This window comes from Desulfomicrobium salsuginis, assembly GCF_054657795.1.
In genome coordinates, this window is record NZ_BAAHYA010000001.1 from 173,468 (window position 1) to 187,599 (window position 14,132).

Here is a 14,132-nt window from a genome sequence, read left to right on the forward strand (position 1 = left end):
CTCCGTTGACGTGATGTCGCGTTGTTCGCGCGTTGGCTACCCTGCGGCAGCACGAAATTCAAGACCAAACCGTCTAGATGCCCAGAATCTCCCTGTACTCGGCGATCTCGCTCCGCACCTGGCCGATCTTTTCCCGGTCCTTGCCGCCGGCGGCCAGGGCCTCGGCCTTCTCCATGTGGAAGGCGTACTTCGTGAACTGGCGCTTGTAGGCAAAGGCCTTGGCGTAGTTAAGATGCGCGTCGAACCCGCGGCCCATGGCAGCCTGGTAGCGGGCCAGGTTCTCCAGCACCTCGGAGTCCCGCGGCACATCCTTGGCAACGCGCTCCATGGCCGAAACGCTGGCTGCGTAATTGCCCTGCTCGGCCACGGCCCGGGCGTAGAAAAAGAGGGCGTAGAGATCGTTCGGATCGCGCAGCACCGTTTCCTGCAACAGCTTGACCGACGTGGCGAGGTCGCCGAACTCGAAGGCGTAGCGGCCGTACTCCCGCTTCCACAGGACGTCCGAGGGGTTGCAGACCATGGCCTCGGAAAAGGCCTTGCCGGCCTCCTCGGCGCGCCCCAGGCGGCTCAGGGCGATGGCCCGGCCCAGACGGTCCCGGCACGTCGGCTTGGGTGGCGCCGAAAACAGGGCCAGGGCCGAATTCGCATCCGTGTACCAGGCCTGAACGAGCATCTTCACGCGCTCGTATTCCGCATTGTCGGAGCGCCGCTCGCGCACCGCCTTGGGCAGCCTGGCCACGCGCTCCTGCATGTAGCCCACGCGCTCGTCGACGCCGGGGTGGGTGGACAGGTACGACGGCACATCCCCGCCCCCGGAAATCCACTGCAGCTTGCGGATCTTTTCGAAGGCCGAGGTCATGCCGCTTGGGCCGAAGCCCGCGTCGACCAGGAAGCCAAGCCCGTACTGGTCGGCGTCGGTCTCGTTCTCGCGGGTGTACTTGAGCTGCATGGCCTTGGCGCCGGCCACGGAGCCCAGGGCCAGGGCGCTGGCGCCCTCGCCTCCCCCCTGGGAACCGACGAGCACGGCGGCCAGGATGCCCAGCAACGATCCTGCCCCGGCCAGCTGGCCCTGCTCGATGGACTTGGCGATGTGCCGCTCGGAGACATGGGCCAGTTCGTGGGCGATGACGCTGGCCAGTTCGTCCTCGCCGGCCAGATTGGTGATGAGCCCGGTGAAAATCGTGATGTGGCCCGCGGCGGAGGCGAAGGCGTTCAGGGCCCCGTTCCTGACCACGGTGACCTTGATGGGGAAGGGCTGGGGGGGCATGGCCGCCACGAGGCGGTCGACGAGGGTCTGCACGTAGCCCGTGATGCGGGTGTCTTCGATGACCGGGAAGCGCGTCTCGATGATGAGGTCGAATTTGCGGGCCAGTTCGAGTTCGTCACGGATGGTGAACTCGCCGAACGCGTACGCGGCGCTGCGAGGGCAGGTCCAGGCGATGAGGAAGGCCAGCAGCCACACAGTCGCCCTTGTGCCGCGGGTGCGCATCACGTCCGCGCACCCCTCGGGTCCACCAGCACCGCGCCGTTGCGCTTGAACCCGCTGGCCAGAAAGCGGCGGACAGGACCAGACCCTTCGAGGACGGCCTTGCGGGCCGCCTGCTCGGCGGCCAGCCCGCTGTCGCGCTCGTCACGGCGCAGCCGAAAATATTCGCGGAACATGTCCTCGACCTGGGCGTAGGATTCGGCCTCAAGCTGGTCGAGGTCCGAATGGCTGATCCCGAGCCCGTCCGTGGGTACGGCCTCGATGGCCGCCTGCAGGGGCGCCGGGTCGGCCAGGCGGGCGCAAAGCATGCGCGCCAGATCGTACTCCGAGGATTTGGGGATGAGCTGGATGGGGCTCACGTCCCCCACGTCGCCGTGCAAGGTCCAAAAGCCGGTCAGCAGCTCGTCGAGTTGGTCCGTGGACAGGACGCACCCACCGTGAAGCTGGGCCACGTGGTACAGGAAGAGCATGCGGGTGCGGGCCTTGAGGTTGCCTTCGGCCACGGGATTCGTGTTCGGATAGATCCCCGCGAAGGTTGCGGATATCTGCCGATAGAGGTCCGTGAGGTCATGCTTGTGGGTGAGGGCCACGCCCTCGGGCGCCATGGCGTAGGCTTCGGCCACGCGCGTCCCGCGCTCGATCTCGGCCGGGGTGTTGGAGGCGATGGGCAGGCAGAATCCCAGGTAGGGGATGCCTCTGGAATGCAGCAGGGCCGCCAGGAAGGACGAGTCGATCCCGCCCGAGAGGCCCATGACGTAAAGCCTGAGCCCCGAAGCCCGCAGGTAGTCCTGCAGAAAATCGCCAAGGGCGTCCAGGAGCCCCGCGGAGGCCTTGACCTCCAGAAGCTCCAGCCACAGATCGAAGTCGTCGTCGCAGGGACATTCCATGCGGGGCAAAGCGGCCATGCCTCCTCCTATGAGTTCATCATGTCCAGGAAATCCTTGTTGCTCTTGGTGCCGCGCATCTTGTCCAGCAGGAAGTCCATGGTGTCAACGGAGTTCATGGGACCCATGATGCGGCGGAGAATCCAGACCTTGTTCAGGACGTCGGGTTCGAGGAGCAGCTCTTCCTTGCGGGTGCCGGACCGGTTCAGGTCGATGGCCGGGAAGACGCGCTTGTCCGCGAGGTGACGGTCGAGGTAGATGTCGCAGTTGCCCGTGCCCTTGAACTCCTCGAAGATGACTTCGTCCATGCGCGAGCCCGTGTCGACCAGGGCCGTGGAGATAATGGTCAGGCTGCCGCCCTCCTCGATGTTGCGGGCCGCGCCAAAGAAGCGCTTGGGCCGCTGCAGGGCGTTGGCGTCCAGGCCGCCCGACAGCACGCGTCCGGAGGACGGGGTCGTGGCGTTGTAGGCGCGCCCGAGGCGTGTGATGGAGTCGAGCAGGATGACCACGTCGACCTTGCGTTCGACCAGGCGCTTGGCCTTCTCCAGAACCATCTCGGCCACCTGCACGTGACGGGTCGGCGGCTCGTCGAAGGTCGAGCTGATGACCTCGGCCTTGACCGTGCGCTCCATGTCCGTGACTTCCTCGGGGCGTTCGTCGATCAGGAGGACGATGAGGTACGCGTCGGGGTGGTTGATGCTGATGGAATTGGCGATGGCCTGCATGAGCATGGTCTTGCCGGTGCGCGGCGGGGCCACGATGAGGGCGCGCTGGCCTTTGCCGATGGGGGTCATGAGGTCGACGATGCGCGTCGAGTAGTTCTTGTCGGCGATCTCGAGGCGGAACTGCTCGTCGGGATAGATGGGCGTGAGGTTGTCGAAGAGGACGATGCGCTTGGCCTCCTCGGGTTCGCGGAAGCAGATCTCCTTGACCCGCAGCAGCGCAAAATAGCGTTCCCCCTCCTTGGGCGGCCTGATCTGGCCGGAGACGACGTCGCCCGTGCGCAGCGCGAAACGCCGGATCTGGGAGGGCGAGACGTAGATGTCGTCCGGACCGGGCATGTAGCTGGACGTGGGCGAACGCAGAAAACCGAATCCATCGGGCAGGATCTCCAGGACACCCTCGCCGAATATGGACCCGTTCTGGGAAGCGCAGGCCTGGAGCAGCGCGAAGATGAGCTCCTGCTTGCGCAGGCCGCTCACGTTTTCGATCTGATACTCCGCGGCGATATCCATGAGTTCGGCCATGGATTTGGTTTTCAACTCGGAAAGATTCATAACGAAACCTCGTAACAATGAAATGGCTTATGCCTGTGAGCGGAGGTGATAAGAAACAGACCTAACGGTCGAAAATTATGTATTGTGAATTTCGAAAAATGATGGGTCAGAAAAGTGCTCTGGTATGAATGTAAAAAACCCTTTCAGGAGATCGCACGGACAATATGTGTTTCTGCTTGAGGACTTGTAGTGTCTGGCAGGGATGGAACAATGAAATATCTGAACGTATCGAAAAAAACAAGGGGCCAAGGGCGGCTAATCGCCCTCGACTTCATCTTCCTCGGCCTTGGCCTGGAGGATGTCCGCGAACAGCGCCTCGATGGACTTCTTCACCTCGGCCTGATCCTGCTGCAGGGCGAAGGACAGCTCCAGGGAAATGAGCCCCATGGCCTGTTCGAGAAGCCTGCGCTCGCCGAAGGACAGTTCCTTGTCCTTGCCGATGAGAATGAGTTCCTTGAGGACGTAGGCCACGTCCTTGAGGTCACTGCTCTTGAGCTTCTCGGAGTACTCCCGGTAGCGGCGGTTCCAGTTCTGGCCGGAATAGCCAGTGAAATCGGAGCGGTCCTGCAGGTACTCGCGGATCTCCTCGGCCTGGGCAGAGGTGTAGACGCCGCGCAGCCCGACATTTTTGGCGTTGCGCACGGGGACCATCAGAGTGACGTTGTTGCTCAGAATACGCACGATGATGAGTTCCGTGGCTACGCCGCCGATCTCCTGGGTCTCAATCCTTTCGACCTTACCGACCCCCTGCGCGGGATAGACGACAAGTTCATCAACTGAAAACACAAGCGACCTCCACAATAACGAAATCGGACTGCATGGAAAAAAAAGAATAGCGCAAAAACAAAACGGCGTCCACTAAGCTCTGAAGTCAGCCAGTGGTCAGCGCGCGTGCAGACGGGCCGTCGCGGCGTCCAGGCCTTCGCGGCAATACTGCAGGACCGCCGTCACGGCGGCTTCGAGAACCTGGCCGACCTGCTCCCACTCGGCGGGAAGAAAGCCCTTCAGCACGTAGTCGGCCATGGCCTCCGGACCTTCGGGCCGCCCGATGCCCAGCCGAAGCCGGGCAAAATCGCGGGTCCCGAGATGGGCGGCCACGGACTTGAGGCCGTTGTGACCGGCAAGCCCGCCCGAGAACTTGAAGCGCGCCGTGCCCAGTGGCAGATCCAGCTCGTCGTGCAGTACCAGGACGCGCTCCGGGGTGACGCCGTTCTTGCGGCAGAGCTCGCCCACGGACTGGCCGCTCAGGTTCATGAAGGTCTGCGGCTTGACTACGAGCCATCGCCTGGCCCCATAATTCTCGCTCACGTCCCACACTTCGGCCTTGGAGCGCACGCCCCTGGCTTCGCACGACGCGCCGGGCTCGGAGGCCCAATGGGCCACGAGGCGGTCGGCAAGGAGAAAACCGAAATTATGGCGGGTCCGGGCATACTTTGGACCCGGGTTGCCCAACCCGACAATCAGGCCGTCGTACGTCATGGGGAACCGTCAGGGGAGAGAAATGGACTGGACGGAGAGAACGGAGGCCCTGCCGGGCAGGGCCTCCGGAATGAACGGACTATTCTTCCTCGCCGGCCTTCGCGCCGCGACCGGCCTGGATGGTGACGACGGGGAAGTTGCGGTCGTAAACGGCCTTGACCCCTTCGGGCAGCACCAGCTGCTCGACGAAGACCTTCTCGGCGATGTCCAGATCGGCCACGTCGACGACGATGGAGTCAGGGATGATGGTCGGCAGGCAGCGGACCATGACGCGCTCCTCGAGGATCTCGAGCTTGCCGCCCAGGACCACGCCCTTGGCGCGTCCGACGGTCTCGACCGGAACGGTGACCTGCACTTCCTTGTCGAGTTCGATGCCGATGAAGTCCACATGATCGTAGCGGCGCTTGACCGGATGGGAGACCAGCTTCTTGAACAGAGCGTTGCGCTTCTCGACCTGGCCATCGACATCGATGTGCAGTTCGAGCATCTTCGAGTAGCGAACCTTCTCGAAAACCTTGCCCAAAGCCATGTTGTCTACGGTAAAGGAGATGTTTTCACCCTTGGAGTTGTAGAAAACACCGGGAACCAACCCATTGGAACGCAAGCGGGCGCACGGGCCTTTTCCCCTTTCCTCGCGCTGCTTCAGCTGCAAACTAGTGACTTCAGACATGCTTTTCTCCTTTATTCATCAACTAAAAAATAGGTCTTTTCCGAACGGGTTCAGCTGAACAGCACGCTCACCGAAGATTCGGAATGGATATTGTGAATCGCCTTGGCAATGAGACTGCCAACGGAAATAACCTTGAATTTGTCGCTCGCCGCGGCCTTGGGGTTGAGCGGGATGGTGTCCGTGACGATGACCTGCGAGAAGGCCGAACTCATCAGGCGCTCCACCGCCGGACCCGACAGGACCGGGTGCGTGGCACAGGCCACGACATCCTCGGCGCCGTTCTCGGCCAGCAGGTTGCCGGCTTCGGTCATGGTGCCGGCCGTGTCGATCATGTCGTCCAGGACCACGGCGATCTTGCCCTTCACGTCACCGATGAGCTGCATGGCGTGGGCCTTGTTGGGACCTTCGCGACGCTTGTCGACGATGGCCAGGCCGACGCCGAGGCGCTTGGCGTATGCCCTGGCCCGCTCCGTGCCGCCGGCGTCCGGCGAAACGACGATGAGGTTGTCGCCGAGCTTGCGGATGTATTCGAGCAGCACCTGGGCGGCGTACAGGTTGTCGACGGGCTTGTCGAAAAATCCCTGGATCTGTCCCGAGTGCAGATCGATGGTCAGCACGCGGTCCACGCCCGCCACGGAAATGAAGTCCGCGACCAGCTTGGCGCTGATGGGCACCCTGGGCACGACCTTGCGGTCCTGCCGGGCGTACCCGAAATAGGGCACCACCGCGGTTACGCGACCTGCGCTGGCGCGCTTCAAGGCGTCCAGCATGAGGCACAGTTCCATCAGATTGTGGTTGACCGGGTAGCACGTGGACTGGACCACGTATACGTCGTCGCCGCGCACGTTGTCACCCATCTCGATCCGAATCTCGCCGTCGCTGAAAACGTCGACCAGGGACGGAGTGATCTTGCAGCCCAGATGATCGCAGATGCGGGCGGCCAGGGCGGGGTTCGCGGTCCCCGTGACGATTTTCAGTTCACCGACGCGTGGCATAGTCTTTCCTTCAGAGTGTATGGCTGGGGCGGGAGGATTCGAACCTCCGAATGACGGAACCAAAACCCGTTGCCTTGCCAGCTTGGCGACGCCCCAACACAGGTCGCCCGGCCTTGTCAGGCCTACGGCTCCCCCGAGTAAAACAAAAAGACCGCCAGGTTTGTGGACCCGCAGCCCGACCAGAAAACCCTCACGAATCCAGCCGCACTGGCCTCCCGGAATGAATGCCGTAGCAGGCGTGCCCGAGGGAGCGCAGCCTGCCGGCGCAACGCGCGGCATTCCCGGAAGACGAAAAAAGAGCCACGAAGCTGGAGCCGCTGCCGCTCATGACACATGCTTCGGCAAAACCATCCAGAATCAGCTCTTTGATACCGTAAAGCACCGGAAATTCTTGAAAAACAACTTTCTCAAAGCTATTCCAGAGCTCGGGCGGTTTCGTGAAGCAAAGATTCTTAATAGGGCTAAAATTCAGTGTCAACTCTTTTCTTGACTGCACCAGTCCCTGCGCCAGCATCTCGTCGTAACGCCTGTAGGCCCATGCCGTGTTGACGTGCACCTGCGGGCAGACGACCAGCACGACGTAGTCGTCCAGGTTCATGGGCACGGGTTCGAGCCCTTCCCCGATGCCCGTGACCCAGGCCGGAACGTTGGCCAGGAAAAAGGGCACGTCGGCCCCCAGGGTCAAGGCCAGTTCCGCCAGTGCATTCGAGCCCAGAGCCTTGCGGCCGGCCCTGCCATTGAGCCATGTAAGCAGTGTCGCGGCATCGCTGCTGCCCCCGCCGAGGCCCGCGCCCATGGGTATGCCCTTGTTCAGGTGCACGGCCAGGCCGGGTGCGAACCCGGTGGCCGCGGCAAAGCGTTCGTAGGCCCGCGTCAGGATGTTCTGCCCCGCGGCCAGGGAAGGGTCCGAACAGGTCAGGCGGAAGCCCTCCCCGCCCTCGCTCACCGTCAGGACGTCGCAGGGCGCGGGCAACGGGTAGAAGAGGCTTTCGATCTCGTGGTAGCCGTCCTCCCGCACCCCGACGATGTCCAGGTAGAGGTTCACCTTGCACCCGGCCGTGAGTTCCTGCGTCATGTCCGTCCTCGCGAAAAAGCGCCCTTTCGGGCGCTTTGTGCTGTCATGACAACGGGATGGTCCGGAACACGTTGCGTCCCTGGCGCTTGAGAAGGAGCATGACCACGCCCTTGTCCTTGGCGTCGCCGGCGATGACGTCCTGCAGAGCCTTGGTGGTGTTCACGGGCTTTCCGTTGGCCTCGAGGACGACGTCGCCGGGGGCGAGGCCGCTCTGGGCAGCGGGAGAACCTTCCGCCACCTCGACCACCAGCAGGCCCATGGCGCGATCGAGATCCAGGGCACCCGCCTCGGCTTCGGTCACCGGTCGCACGCTCAGACCCAGCACGGCCTCGCCGGGGGCTTCGGGGGAGCCGCCCGGGCTGGCCTGGGCCACCTTCTCGGCGTTGCGCTCGCCAAGGACCAGGGTCAGTTTCACGGTCTTGCCGTCGCGCCACACGGTCACGCCGACCTTGGCGCCGGGCAGCAGGTCGCCGATCTTGCGGGTCAGGTCGCCGGCATCGGCCACCTGGGCCCCGTCAACGGCCGTGATGACGTCGCCGGCCCTGATTCCCGCCTTGTCGGCCGGGTCGCCGGGGGTGACGGAGGAAACGAGAGCGCCCTTGGCGTCCTTCAGGCCCAGGGCCTTGGCGGAGTTGGCGTCCACGTCCTGGATGGACACGCCGAGCCAGCCGCGCTTGACGGTCTTGTATTCCTTGAGCTGGTCGATGACCTGCCGGGCCAGGCTGCTGGGGATGGCGAAACCGATGCCCTGCCCCGAGGCGATGATGGCCGTGTTGATGCCGATGACCTGGCCGTCGAGGTTGATGAGCGGCCCGCCGCTGTTGCCGGGGTTGATGGACGCGTCGGTCTGGATGAAGTTGTCGTAGGGGCCTGCGCCGATGGTCCGTCCCTTGGCGCTGACGATGCCGGCCGTGACGGTGTGGTCCAGGCCGAAGGGGTTGCCGATGGCCATGACCCACTGGCCGACCTTGAGGACGTCTGAATCGCCGAAGGCCAGGTACGGCAGGGTCCCCTTTGGCGCGATCTTGAGCAGGGCCAGGTCCGTCTCCTTGTCCGTGCCCACGACCTCGGCGTCGTAGGACACCTCGCCGTTACCGTCGGCGCGCAGGTTGACCTTGATGGAATCGGCGCCCTCGACGACGTGGTTGTTGGTCACTATGTACCCGTCGGCAGACATGACGAAGCCCGAACCCAGGGAGCGCTGCTCGCGGGGCACCCGCCCCTGCTCGCCGAAAAAGCGCTCGAACTGGTCGAAAAAGTCGCCGAAGGGGTGCTGGCCGCGCGGGGCCTGCCGGAAAAACTGCTGCATGTTCGGCTGTCCCTTGACCACCTTGACCGTACTGATGTTGACCACGGCCCGGCCCGATGTCTCGGCCAGATCCGTGAAGTCCGGCAGTTGGGCGGCCGTGGCGGCCGACGCCAGGATCAGGCAAAGCAATGCCAGAGAACGAATCGCGTATTTCATGAGATACCTCCGTTGCTACGAGGTGAAGGCGAAAGCATAGGGCGTGCCATCTTCTCCATTGCCCGGCCGCACACTGCAGCGCATCAGCCGACGCGCACGAATGCGCACAATAGTGCACAAATTCGTCTCAGCGCGTCAGCGGACGACGCAATTTTGCACATCAGGACAATCCGGGTACTGCACAAAGCGCATGGCCATCCACTCCGACCAGTACATCCACCCAGGACTTCCCGAACCCACGAAACCGACATGCCCGCCGGTCTGCGGCATGACCATGGACACGGTCTGGCTGGCGCGGACCTCGTCCACGGGAAAGCAGCGCGGACCCAGGAAGGGGTCGTTGGCGGCGTTGATGAGGCACGTCCTGTGCTCGATGTTGCCCAGAAACTGCCTGGAGCTGGAACGCCGCCAGTAATCGAGGGCGTCCCGAAACCCGTGCATGGGCGCCGTGAACCTGTCGTCGAACTGGCGGAAGGTCCGCAGCCTGTGCATGTCCGTCAGGTCGAACACGCCGGGAAAGACCCGACTCTTCCGGATAATCTTCTTTCGCAGCAGGTCAAGCAGGTAGCGCATGTAGATGGCGCATTCCGGGCGCTCCAGGGCCCCGGCCGCGTCCTCCAGGTCGCACGGCACGGACAGGGCCACCGCCCGGCGCACGATACCCGGGACCTGCGCCGGGTCCTCGCCCAGGTACTTGAGCACGACGTTGGCGCCGAGGCTGAAGCCCACCAGGTCGACGCTGCGGTAGCGCCCCAGGGACTCGACCATAAGCAGGACCTCATGCAGGTCCCGGGTCCATCCCGAATGGTACATGGTCGGCTTGCGGTTGAGCTCGCCGCCGCAGCTGCGGTGGTTCATGGCCAGGACATCCAGGCCGTGATGCCTGGCGGCCCTGGCCATGCCGAGCACGTACTTGCTGCGCGAATGCCCTTCCAGACCGTGCAGGACGAGCGTCAGCCGGTCCGACCCCGTCCGCGACCAGTCCAGATCGACGAAATCCCCGTCCGACGTCTCCAGGCGCTGGCGCTCGTACGGCACCCGCGCCCGGACCCGGAAAACGTGCGGGAAAAGCGTCTGCACGTGGCCGCTGGAAAAGGGGAAGGCGGTCCGCAGCCGCACCACGGCCTATTCCTCTATATACACGCGGGTGATGAGGACCGGTTCCTTGGGCACGTCCTGGTGAAAACCGTGATTGCCCGTCGGCACGGCGGCGATGGCGTCCATGACCTCCAGGCCTTCGGTCACGCGGGCGAACACGGCATACCCGAAGTCGCGCGCGCCGTGGTCCAGGAAGGCGTTGTCGCGCAGGTTGATGAAGAACTGGGAGGTCGCGCTGTCGACGACCTGGGTGCGGGCCATGGACAGGCTGCCGCGCAGGTTCTTCAGGCCGTTGTCGGCCTCGTTCTTGATGGGCTTTCCAGTCTGCTTCTCGCGCATGCCCTCGGTCATGCCGCCGCCCTGCAGGACGAAGTTCGGGATGACGCGGTGGAAGATGGTCCCGTCGTAGAACCCGTCGCGCACGTAGTTCAGGAAGTTCTCGCAGGTGATGGGGGCCTTGTCCTCGAACAGTTCGATCTTCATTGTCCCCATGGACGTTTCCATGACTATCATGATGGTTTCTCCTTGATTGTGTTTCGCTCGTTGCACGCCGACCCGGCGCCTCAGGGCGCGTGCGGGGCCGACCACTCCAGCACCAGGGCGTCCTCGCCGCTGTCGGCGTAGTAGCCCTTGCGCAGCCCGGCCTGCGTGAAACCGCAGCTTTTGTAAAGGGCCCGGGCCGCCGCGTTGCCGCTGCGAACCTCCAGCACCGCGCGCTGCGCGCCCAGAAGGCGCGCCCGATCCAGGCAGTACCGCAAGAGCGTCCCGCCGATTCCCTGCCCGCGGCGGGACGAGTCCACGGCAACGTTGACTATTTCCAGTTCGCCCGCCACGATGTAGGCGGTCAGATAGGCGACCATGCGCGGACCTTCGAACACCCCGACCGCGAAGAAGCGGTCCTGCCCCAGGAGAGTTTCGAACCGCCCGGCGTCCCAGGGGTCGTCGAAGACGGAGGATTCCAGGCCAGCCAGGGCCAGGGCGTCTTCGGGTCCGAGCAGGCGGGTGTGCAGGCCGGATTCGTGCATCGTGTTCAATCCTGAAAAAAAGTGCGGGTGCCCATGTCGACGGAATCGAGTCCGGACAGGATTTATGTGGTGGATGCCGAGAACCGCCCCCTGGCCATCATGTCCCCCGAGGAGGTCCATGCGCAGGGTCTTGCGCACCGCGGCGTCCTGCTGTTGCTCACGGACCGCCGCGGGCGCCTCGCCCTGCGCAGGCTGCCGGCCGACCATCCCCTGCATCCCGGGCGCTGGGACGTGGCCGGGAGCGGCCATATCGGCGCCGAGGAGGCGGCCGAGGAGGCGGCGCAGAACCGTCTGCCCGCGGCCGCGGCCGATCTGGGGGACAGCCTGCGGCACGTGCGCACGCTGAACGCTGGCGCCGGCACGGGGGCCGAGATCGTCGAGGTCTTCGAGGCCGAACTGCCGGACAAGGCCGTCCAGGCCCTCGCCGGGGACCTCTCCTTCCTCTTCGTGGACCGGGACGAACTCGACGCCCTGGTCTCCTCCTTCCCCGAACAGCTCTCGCCGGACCTGCTGACGGTCTGGCGGACCCGCCTCACGAACGCGCCTAGTTGATGTAGACCTTGGAGAAGGTCGCCTCGTCCTCCAGGGAACGGCCCGTGCCGCGCACCACCGTGGTCAGCGGGTCGTCGTCGATGTGCACCATGAGGGCGCTCTGCTGCGTGATGAGCTTGTCCAGACCCTTGAGGAGCGCCCCGCCGCCGGCCAGCAGGAGGCCGTTGGTGGCGATGTCGGCCACCAGTTCGGGCGGCGTCTTCTCCAAGGCCCGGCGCACGGCGGCGACGATGGCCGCCACGGGCTCCTTGATGGCCTCGCGCACATGGGAGTCGGTCAGGACCACGGACTTGGGGTTGCCGTCCACGAGATTCTTGCCGGCCACGCGGTACTGCAGGGGCTCGGCCAGGGGCACGGCGGAGGCGATCTGGATCTTGGCCGCCTCGGCCATGTTCTCGCCGATCAGGAGCTGGAACTCGTCCTGCACGTAGCGCTGGATGGCGTCGTTGAGCTCGTCGCCGGCGATGCGCACGGACTCGGAGTAGGCCACGGCCGAGAGGGAGATGACCGCCACCTCCGTGGTGCCGCCGCCGATGTCCACGACCATGTTGCCGCGCGGCTCGTGGATGGGCAGCCCAGCGCCGATGGCCGCGGCCATGGGCTCCTCGATGAGCTTGACCTCGCGTGCGCCGGCCTGCAGGGCCGACTCGACCACGGCCCGCTTCTCGACCTGGGTAATGCCGGCCGGCACACAGATGACCATGCGCGGCTTGACGATGCGCATGCCCGTGATGACCTTGCGCACGAAATAGGAGATCATGGCCTTGGTCACCTCGAAGTCGGCGATGACGCCGTCCTTCAAGGGGCGCACGGCCCTGATGCGGTCCGGGGTGCGGCCGAGGTATTCCTTGGCCTCACGGCCCACGGCCAGGATGGAGTCGTTGCGCACGTCGAGTGCCACCACCGAGGGCTCGTTGAGCACGATGCCGTCCTTGGGGGAGTAGAGAAGCGTGTTGGCAGTGCCGAGGTCCATGGCCAGATTCTTGCCGAGAAAGCCGAAAAGCTTGCTGAAAAACATGAAGGCCCTACCTGCTTACGGATGTGAGTCGGGGTTGTCGGATTCGGAGGGCTCGTCGAATTCCGCCAGGATCGGCGGGGCGAGCTGCTTGACCTTGTTCTTCAAATACAGGTTCTCCAGGAAAAGCGCCAGGTAGTCGGCCGCCATCCTGGCGAAGGCGCGGATTTCCTCGTCGATGACGCGGCACTCGCGGTCGCCGAAGACCAGCACGCCGCGGCAGCGCCGGTGCACCTTCAGGGGCAGGGCCAGCAGCGTGTTCAGGGCCGGGCCCGGGACGTCGCGCCCGAAAAGCGGGGTGCGCCCCAACTCGCTCTTGCCGTCGCCGAAAAAGATCGACCGGTTCTTCTTGAAGACCCAGCCCAGAAGACCGCTGCCCGTGCTGAAGGTCTGCCGGGCGGCCACGTTCTCGGGCATGAAGGGCTTGTTGCTGCCTTCGAGCAGATAGTTGTCGCCCCACTCGTCGCTGACCACGAGAAAGGAGTACTCGTAGCCGCAGGCCCCGGCCAGCAGGGCCAGGTAGCGGTTCAGAAAGTCCGACCACCGAGGGTGCTGCTCGCGCAGGGCGTAGACCTTCTGCAGGATGCCGTAGAGGGCCTGCTCGCGGCTGGACACCCCGGCCGCGCCCACGTCGTCGACGATGGCCGCGACCACCCCGGCGAACAGCGACAGCACGCGCTGGTCCTTGGAGGTGAAGGCGTAGGTCTTCTTGCTGTCCATGCACAGGGCGCCCAAGCCCCCGGGCAGGGGGCAGCCCACGAAGACCTTGATCTGTTCTTCCTGCTCCGAGCCGTAATAGCCCAGGAACGTGTTCTTCTCGTCGAACTTCTCCACGGACAGGGGCGCGTTGTTCTTCAGGATCCAGCCGACGAGGCCGTACCCCGGGTCGATGCACAAGTCCTTGCGGATGGAATCCCCCAGGCTGAAGGACGCGCTCAGGTCGAAGCGGCCTTCGGAATTGCGGCAGAACAGCACCACGGAATAGGCGTCGAAGACGCTTCCGATGCTTTCCAGCAGCCTGTTCAGGGACGGATATTTTGTCGTGGTCATGTGATGCGTACGCTCGTGCTGCGTTCCGGGACGAAGCCGGACGCGAGTCCGGTCAGACGGA

General features: G+C 64.4%; 15 protein-coding genes and 1 tRNA gene. 1 reads left to right on the plus strand and 15 read right to left on the minus strand.

Translation table 11 applies throughout. From position 1 onward, the window contains the following. Nucleotides 1-73: 73 nt before the first annotated feature. From ACYQ3G_RS00740 to rimI, 13 genes are all read right to left on the minus strand, one after another. The gene (locus tag ACYQ3G_RS00740; RefSeq protein WP_459824150.1) at nt 74-1,489 is read right to left on the minus strand and encodes a beta-barrel assembly-enhancing protease; all 1,416 of its coding nucleotides are present in this window, start codon (nt 1,487-1,489) and stop codon (nt 74-76) included. Beyond that, nucleotides 1,489-2,391, minus strand: coding sequence for an NAD(+) synthase (gene nadE / locus ACYQ3G_RS00745; RefSeq protein WP_459821428.1), 903 nt, complete (start codon nt 2,389-2,391; stop codon nt 1,489-1,491). Before nadE ends, ACYQ3G_RS00740 begins: the two co-directional genes overlap by 1 nt. Before the next feature lie 8 nt (nt 2,392-2,399). Further along, nucleotides 2,400-3,647, minus strand: a complete 1,248-nt coding sequence (rho, locus tag ACYQ3G_RS00750; protein WP_028577667.1) for a transcription termination factor Rho — start codon at nt 3,645-3,647, stop codon at nt 2,400-2,402. A 255-nt stretch (nt 3,648-3,902) separates the two neighbouring features. Further along, nucleotides 3,903-4,433 (minus strand): CarD family transcriptional regulator, encoded by a 531-nt coding sequence (locus ACYQ3G_RS00755; RefSeq protein WP_028577666.1) that lies wholly within the window; start codon nt 4,431-4,433, stop codon nt 3,903-3,905. Nucleotides 4,434-4,529: 96 nt separating this feature from the next. Further along, complete coding sequence (gene pth / locus ACYQ3G_RS00760; protein WP_459821431.1) at nt 4,530-5,126, minus strand: aminoacyl-tRNA hydrolase; 597 nt, start codon at nt 5,124-5,126, stop codon at nt 4,530-4,532. Nucleotides 5,127-5,205: 79 nt separating this feature from the next. After that, the gene (locus ACYQ3G_RS00765) at nt 5,206-5,796 is read right to left on the minus strand and encodes a 50S ribosomal protein L25 (RefSeq protein ID WP_028577664.1); all 591 of its coding nucleotides are present in this window, start codon (nt 5,794-5,796) and stop codon (nt 5,206-5,208) included. 50 nt (nt 5,797-5,846) lie between these two features. Continuing rightward, nucleotides 5,847-6,791, minus strand: coding sequence for a ribose-phosphate diphosphokinase (locus tag ACYQ3G_RS00770; RefSeq protein WP_028577663.1), 945 nt, complete (start codon nt 6,789-6,791; stop codon nt 5,847-5,849). A 20-nt stretch (nt 6,792-6,811) separates the two neighbouring features. Then, nucleotides 6,812-6,887: transfer RNA gene (locus ACYQ3G_RS00775), tRNA-Gln, on the minus strand. A gap of 94 nt (nt 6,888-6,981) precedes the next feature. Beyond that, nucleotides 6,982-7,866 (minus strand): 4-(cytidine 5'-diphospho)-2-C-methyl-D-erythritol kinase, encoded by an 885-nt coding sequence (gene ispE / locus ACYQ3G_RS00780; RefSeq protein ID WP_459821434.1) that lies wholly within the window; start codon nt 7,864-7,866, stop codon nt 6,982-6,984. 43 nt (nt 7,867-7,909) lie between these two features. Next, nucleotides 7,910-9,331, minus strand: a complete 1,422-nt coding sequence (locus ACYQ3G_RS00785; protein WP_459821436.1) for a DegQ family serine endoprotease — start codon at nt 9,329-9,331, stop codon at nt 7,910-7,912. Nucleotides 9,332-9,466: 135 nt separating this feature from the next. Further along, nucleotides 9,467-10,453, minus strand: coding sequence for a YheT family hydrolase (locus ACYQ3G_RS00790; RefSeq protein WP_459821438.1), 987 nt, complete (start codon nt 10,451-10,453; stop codon nt 9,467-9,469). A 3-nt stretch (nt 10,454-10,456) separates the two neighbouring features. After that, the gene (locus ACYQ3G_RS00795; RefSeq protein WP_459821440.1) at nt 10,457-10,942 is read right to left on the minus strand and encodes a peptidylprolyl isomerase; all 486 of its coding nucleotides are present in this window, start codon (nt 10,940-10,942) and stop codon (nt 10,457-10,459) included. 50 nt (nt 10,943-10,992) lie between these two features. Beyond that, the gene (rimI, locus tag ACYQ3G_RS00800) at nt 10,993-11,454 is read right to left on the minus strand and encodes a ribosomal protein S18-alanine N-acetyltransferase (protein WP_459821442.1); all 462 of its coding nucleotides are present in this window, start codon (nt 11,452-11,454) and stop codon (nt 10,993-10,995) included. A 33-nt stretch (nt 11,455-11,487) separates the two neighbouring features. On the opposite strand from rimI, the gene ACYQ3G_RS00805 reads away from it, so the two are divergent. Next, the gene (locus ACYQ3G_RS00805; RefSeq protein ID WP_459821444.1) at nt 11,488-12,006 is read left to right on the plus strand and encodes an NUDIX hydrolase; all 519 of its coding nucleotides are present in this window, start codon (nt 11,488-11,490) and stop codon (nt 12,004-12,006) included. On the opposite strand, the gene mreB is transcribed toward ACYQ3G_RS00805, so the two are convergent. Both mreB and ACYQ3G_RS00815 read right to left on the minus strand, forming a co-directional pair. Further along, nucleotides 11,999-13,024 (minus strand): rod shape-determining protein, encoded by a 1,026-nt coding sequence (mreB, locus tag ACYQ3G_RS00810; protein WP_028577658.1) that lies wholly within the window; start codon nt 13,022-13,024, stop codon nt 11,999-12,001. The genes ACYQ3G_RS00805 and mreB overlap by 8 nt on opposite strands. 15 nt (nt 13,025-13,039) lie before the next feature. Next, the gene (locus ACYQ3G_RS00815) at nt 13,040-14,071 is read right to left on the minus strand and encodes a GAF domain-containing protein (RefSeq protein WP_459821447.1); all 1,032 of its coding nucleotides are present in this window, start codon (nt 14,069-14,071) and stop codon (nt 13,040-13,042) included. Nucleotides 14,072-14,132: the final 61 nt, after the last annotated feature.

Coding starts and splice junctions, on each gene's coding strand:
- rimI (WP_459821442.1), bottom strand. CDS start 11,454: ATGCACGAATCCGGCCTGCACACCCGCCTGCTCGGACCCGAAGACGCC.
- ACYQ3G_RS00785 (WP_459821436.1), bottom strand. CDS start 9,331: ATGAAATACGCGATTCGTTCTCTGGCATTGCTTTGCCTGATCCTGGCG.
- ACYQ3G_RS00765 (WP_028577664.1), bottom strand. CDS start 5,796: ATGTCTGAAGTCACTAGTTTGCAGCTGAAGCAGCGCGAGGAAAGGGGA.
- ACYQ3G_RS00770 (WP_028577663.1), bottom strand. CDS start 6,791: ATGCCACGCGTCGGTGAACTGAAAATCGTCACGGGGACCGCGAACCCC.
- mreB (WP_028577658.1), bottom strand. CDS start 13,024: ATGTTTTTCAGCAAGCTTTTCGGCTTTCTCGGCAAGAATCTGGCCATG.
- ACYQ3G_RS00815 (WP_459821447.1), bottom strand. CDS start 14,071: ATGACCACGACAAAATATCCGTCCCTGAACAGGCTGCTGGAAAGCATC.
- nadE (WP_459821428.1), bottom strand. CDS start 2,391: ATGGCCGCTTTGCCCCGCATGGAATGTCCCTGCGACGACGACTTCGAT.
- ispE (WP_459821434.1), bottom strand. CDS start 7,866: ATGACGCAGGAACTCACGGCCGGGTGCAAGGTGAACCTCTACCTGGAC.
- rho (WP_028577667.1), bottom strand. CDS start 3,647: ATGAATCTTTCCGAGTTGAAAACCAAATCCATGGCCGAACTCATGGAT.
- ACYQ3G_RS00740 (WP_459824150.1), bottom strand. CDS start 1,489: ATGCGCACCCGCGGCACAAGGGCGACTGTGTGGCTGCTGGCCTTCCTC.
- ACYQ3G_RS00805 (WP_459821444.1), top strand. CDS start 11,488: ATGTCGACGGAATCGAGTCCGGACAGGATTTATGTGGTGGATGCCGAG.
- ACYQ3G_RS00795 (WP_459821440.1), bottom strand. CDS start 10,942: ATGATAGTCATGGAAACGTCCATGGGGACAATGAAGATCGAACTGTTC.
- pth (WP_459821431.1), bottom strand. CDS start 5,126: ATGACGTACGACGGCCTGATTGTCGGGTTGGGCAACCCGGGTCCAAAG.